Source organism: uncultured Ralstonia sp., assembly GCA_913056305.1.
GTDB lineage: Bacteria > Pseudomonadota > Gammaproteobacteria > Burkholderiales > Burkholderiaceae > Ralstonia.
In genome coordinates this window covers 1-4,839 of the sequence record CAJXMR010000294.1, presented here as the reverse complement: position 1 = coordinate 4,839, position 4,839 = coordinate 1, and the positions used below count along the sequence as shown (strand labels likewise).

Below are 4,839 nucleotides of genomic sequence, written 5' to 3'. Positions count from 1 at the left end.
GCAATGGCGTCTTCAATCTGCACGCGCAGCAGGCGGCGCTGGGTGACGTCCATGGTGGTTTCCCACAGCTGCTCGGGGTTCATTTCGCCCAGGCCCTTGTAGCGCTGGCGGCTCACGCCGCGCTCGGCTTCGGTCAGCAGCCACGTCATGGCGGCGTGGAAGTCGGTCACGTTGGCTTCGCGCAGCTTGTCGGCGGTGCCGCGGCGCACCTTGGCGCCGTCGCCAATCAGGCCCTGGAAGGTCTGGGCGGTGCTGGACAGCGCGGCGTAATCAGCGCCGGCCACAAAGTCGGCGTCGATGTGGCTGATGCGCGCGTTGCCGTGCTGGCGGCGCACCACCATCACGCGATATTTCTCGTGCTTCTCGTCGTACTGCATGAAGGCGTCGGCCGTGGCGCCGCCGTTGGCGTTGCTGGCGTTGCCTTGCATTTCCAGCAGGCGGGCCTTGAGCGCGTTGGCGCTGGCTTCTGCGGCGGCTTCGGTGCTCAGGTCCAGCGCCACGCCTTCGGCAATGGCGCGCAGGGCGTCGGCGTCAATCACGCGCGAGAGGCGCTCGATCACGCCGCGGCTGAACTGGTACTGGCGCGCCAGCTCGGCCAGCGCGTCGCCCATGATCTCGGTGCCATCGGCACGCACCAGCACGGCGGTGTCCAGCGCCTGGCGCACCAGGTAGGCGGCCATCTCGACGTCGTCCTTGATGTAGCGCTCTTCCTTGCCGTGCTTGATCTTGTAGAGCGGCGGCTGGGCGATGTACACGTGACCGCGCTCGATGATCTCGGGCATCTGGCGGTAGAAGAACGTGAGCAGCAGCGTGCGGATGTGCGAGCCGTCCACGTCCGCGTCGGTCATGATGATGATGCGGTGGTAGCGCAGCTTGTCGAGGTTGTAGTCGTCCTTGCCAATGCCAGTGCCCAGCGCGGTGATGAGCGTGAGCACTTCCTGGCTGGAGAGCATCTTGTCAAAGCGCGCGCGCTCCACGTTCAGGATCTTGCCCTTGAGCGGCAGGATCGCCTGGAACTTGCGGTCGCGCCCCTGCTTGGCCGAGCCGCCTGCGGAGTCACCCTCGACGATAAAGAGTTCGGACATTGCCGGGTCTTTCTCCTGGCAGTCGGCCAGCTTGCCGGGCAGGCCCATGCCGTCGAGCACGCCCTTGCGGCGCGTCATCTCGCGGGCCTTGCGGGCGGCTTCACGGGCGCGGGCGGCTTCCACGATCTTGCCGCAGATGATCTTGGCGTCGACGGGCGTTTCCAGCAGGAAGTCCCCCAGCGCCTTGGCCACGACGTCTTCCACCGGCAGGCGCACTTCAGACGAGACGAGCTTGTCCTTGGTCTGCGAGCTGAACTTGGGCTCCGGCACCTTGACCGACAGCACGCAGGCCAGGCCTTCGCGCATGTCGTCGCCAGCGGTTTCCACCTTGGCCTTCTTGGCGATCTCGTTATCAACGATGTACTTGTTGATGACGCGCGTCATGGCAGCGCGCAGGCCCGTGAGGTGGGTGCCGCCGTCACGCTGCGGGATGTTGTTGGTGAAGCAGAGCACCTGCTCGTTGTAGCCGTCGTTCCACTGCATCGACACTTCCACGGCCACGCCGTCTTTCTCGCCGCTGGCGGTGAACACGGTCGGGTGCAGCACGGTCTTGTTCTTGTTGATGTACTCAACAAAGCCCTTCACGCCGCCCGAGAAGGCAAAGTCTTCTTCCTTGCCGGTGCGCTGGTCGGTCAGCTTGATGTGCACGCCGTTGTTCAGGAACGAGAGCTCGCGGATGCGCTTGGAGAGGATCTCGTAGTGGTACTCGACGTTGGTGAAGATGGTCTCGTCGGCCAGGAAGTGCACTTCGGTGCCGCGCTTGTCGGTGGTGCCCGACACGTGCAGCGGCGAGACCTCCACCATCTGGCCGTCCGGCGCTTGCACCGTTTCGATCAGGCGGTTTTGCGGAACGCCCTGCGCAAACTCGATGTGATGCACCTTGCCACCCTGGCGGACCGTCACCTTCATCCACTTCGACAGACCGTTCACGCACGACACACCCACGCCGTGCAGGCCGCCCGACACCTTGTAGCTGTTCTGGTTGAACTTGCCACCGGCGTGCAGCTCGGTCATGGCGATCTCGGTCGCGCTGCGCTTGGGCTCGTGTTTGTCGTCAAACTTGATGCCGGTCGGAATGCCACGGCCGTTGTCGATCACGGAGATGGAGTTGTCCGTGTGGATGGTGACCTGAATCTCAGTGCAATGCCCGGCCAGCGCCTCATCAATGGAGTTGTCCAACACCTCGAACACGAGGTGGTGCAGGCCGGTGCCATCCGAGGTGTCGCCGATGTACATGCCCGGCCGCTTGCGTACCGCCTCCAGGCCTTCCAGGATCTGGATCGAGGCGGCGTCATAGCTGTTGGCCTCGGCGGGGGTGGATTGCGGTTTCTGCTCTTCGGTCATGTCGTTCTGCTCGCAGCCATGGGCACGGAAATACGGTTCTCAGCGCACATGGCGGGGTTGCTTAAAAACGGCGAAGGGGCGGATCGTCCCGATCCAGCCCCTCGTCTTGTTCTCGATGTGTTTTGTCGAGGCGTTACGTGAGGTGCCTCGTCAGATGCGCATCGGCATGACGACGTACTTGAAGGTGTCGTCGTCGGGCAGGGTGATGAGCGCGCTCGAGTTGGAGTCGCCCAGGCTCACCTGCACCTTTTCGGCCTTGAGGTTGGCCAGCACGTCCAGCAGGTAGGTGACGTTGAAACCGATATCCAGCGCGTCGCCCTGGTAGTCGATTTCGAGTTCTTCCTGCGCTTCTTCCTGGTCAGCGTTGGTGGAGCTGATCTTCAGGACGTTGGTGTCGAGCATGCAGCGCACGCCCTTGAATTTGTCGCTGGTCAGGATGGCCGTGCGCTGCAGCGCCTGCTGCAGGAAGGCGCGGTCCATCGTGAAGCTGTTGCGGTAACCCTTGGGGATCACGCGCTGGAAATCCGGGAACTTGCCTTCGACCAGCTTGGAGATCAGCTCGATATTGCCGAAGGTGAACTTGACCTGGTTCGAGGCCAGTTGCACGGACACAGGATCGTCCACGTCTTCCAGCAGGCGCTGCAGCTCGAGGATGGTCTTGCGCGGGATGATGACTTCGTGGCGGCCGCCGGCGCCGGCCGGTTGCTCGCCGGTCTCGACGCCGCAGTAGGCCAGGCGGTGGCCGTCGGTGGCCACGGCCATGACCTGCTTGCCGTCCACCACCAGCAGCATGCCGTTCAGGTAGTAGCGGATGTCTTGCTGGGCCATCGCAAAGTGGACCATCGCCAGCAGGTGCTTGAGCGTCTTCTGCGGCACGGTGATGCGCGCACCGAAGTCGGTGGCCTCGGCCACGGTCGGGAATTCTTCGGCGGCCAGCGTCTGCAGGGCAAAGCGGCTCTTGCCGGACTGCACCGTCATGCGCTTGTCGTTGAGCGTGAGGGCGACTTCGCCGTCGGGCATCGCGCGCAGGATGTCGACCAGCTTGCGGGCGGCCACGGTGGTGGCGATGTCGCCGGCGCCGGCGCCGCAATCGGCGTGCGTGGTGATCTGGATTTCGATGTCGGTGGACAGGAAGGAGACCCGTTCACCGGTCTTGCGGATCAGCAGGTTGGCCAGGATGGGCAGCGTGTGACGGCGTTCCACGATGCCGCTCACGATTTGCAGCGGACGCAGCAGGTTGTCTCGCGAGGTTTTGACCAATTGCATGAAGGCGATCCTTGCAGTTTGAGGTGGCACCGCGCGCGCCCCGGCTTCGGCCCAGTGGGCAGGTGCCTGCAGGAGCATTCGCGATTAACCCCAAAGTTGTTGTAAATCAAGGGGTTAATCACAAATTATACCGCAAAGAAGGGGGCGCTGGATAGCGTCGCGCGCGCGGCAAATATGGCTATTGTGCATGAAAAGACGCCCGCATTCGAGCGGGCGTTTGCCGAGGAAGGATTCGAGGCGGATGGCTCCGCCATGCGGGTTGGCGGCGCGTGGCTGCGCGCCCGGCCCGTCAGCCCTTGAGCGTCTGCTCCAGCACGTGTAGCTCGTGGTTGAGCTGCGCGTCCTTGCTGCGCTCGTCGGCGATCTTGCGCACGGCGTGCAGCACGGTGGTGTGGTCGCGCCCGCCAAAGAGTTCGCCGATCTCCGGCAGGCTCTTCTGCGTGAGCTCCTTGGCCAGATACATGGCGATCTGGCGCGGGCGCGCGATGTTGGCCGGCCGCTTCTTGGAGTACATGTCGGCGACCTTGATGTTGTAGAAATCGGCGCAGGTCTTCTGGATGTTCTCCACCGAAATCTGGCGGTTCTGCACGGTCAGCAGATCCTTGAGCGCCTCGCGCGTGACCTCGATGGTGATCTCTTTGCCGTGGAAGTTCGAGTACGCCAGGATCTTGCGCAGCGCACCTTCCAGCTCGCGCACGTTCGAGCGCAGGTGCTTGGCCACGAAGAAGGCCACCTCTTCCGGCACGGTCACGTTCTCGGCCTGTGCCTTCTTCATCAGAATCGCGACGCGCATCTCCAGCTCGGGCGGCTCGATGGCCACCGTCAGGCCCGAGTCGAAGCGCGAGATCAGGCGGTCGTCGATGCCGGTGATCTCCTTCGGGTACGTATCGCTGGTGATGATGACCTGCGCGCGGTTGGCGATCAGCGCCTCGAACGCGTAGAAGAATTCTTCCTGCGTGCGGTTCTTGCCCGAGAAGAATTGAATATCGTCGATCAGCAGCAGGTCGAGCGAGTGGTAGTAGCGCTTGAAGTCGTCAAACGCCTTGCGCTGGTAGGCCTTCACCACGTCCGACACGTACTGCTCCGCATGGATGTAGCGGATGCGCGCGCGCGGGTTCTCCATCAGCATGAAGTTGCCGATGGC

At 63.4% G+C, this 4,839-nt stretch carries 3 protein-coding genes; all 3 read right to left on the bottom strand.

The window, feature by feature from the left end:
- A partial coding sequence (gene gyrB, locus QZ609_RS24710) for a DNA topoisomerase (ATP-hydrolyzing) subunit B (protein WP_295500552.1) occupies nucleotides 1-2,429 on the bottom strand: 2,429 nt, incomplete at its 3' end.
- Nucleotides 2,430-2,579: 150 nt separating this feature from the next.
- Nucleotides 2,580-3,695, bottom strand: coding sequence for a DNA polymerase III subunit beta (gene dnaN, locus QZ609_RS24705; RefSeq protein WP_295500549.1), 1,116 nt, complete (start codon nucleotides 3,693-3,695; stop codon nucleotides 2,580-2,582).
- Nucleotides 3,696-3,984: 289 nt separating this feature from the next.
- The coding region (dnaA, locus tag QZ609_RS24700; protein WP_295500545.1) for a chromosomal replication initiator protein DnaA at nucleotides 3,985-4,839 on the bottom strand (855 nt) is incomplete at its 5' end.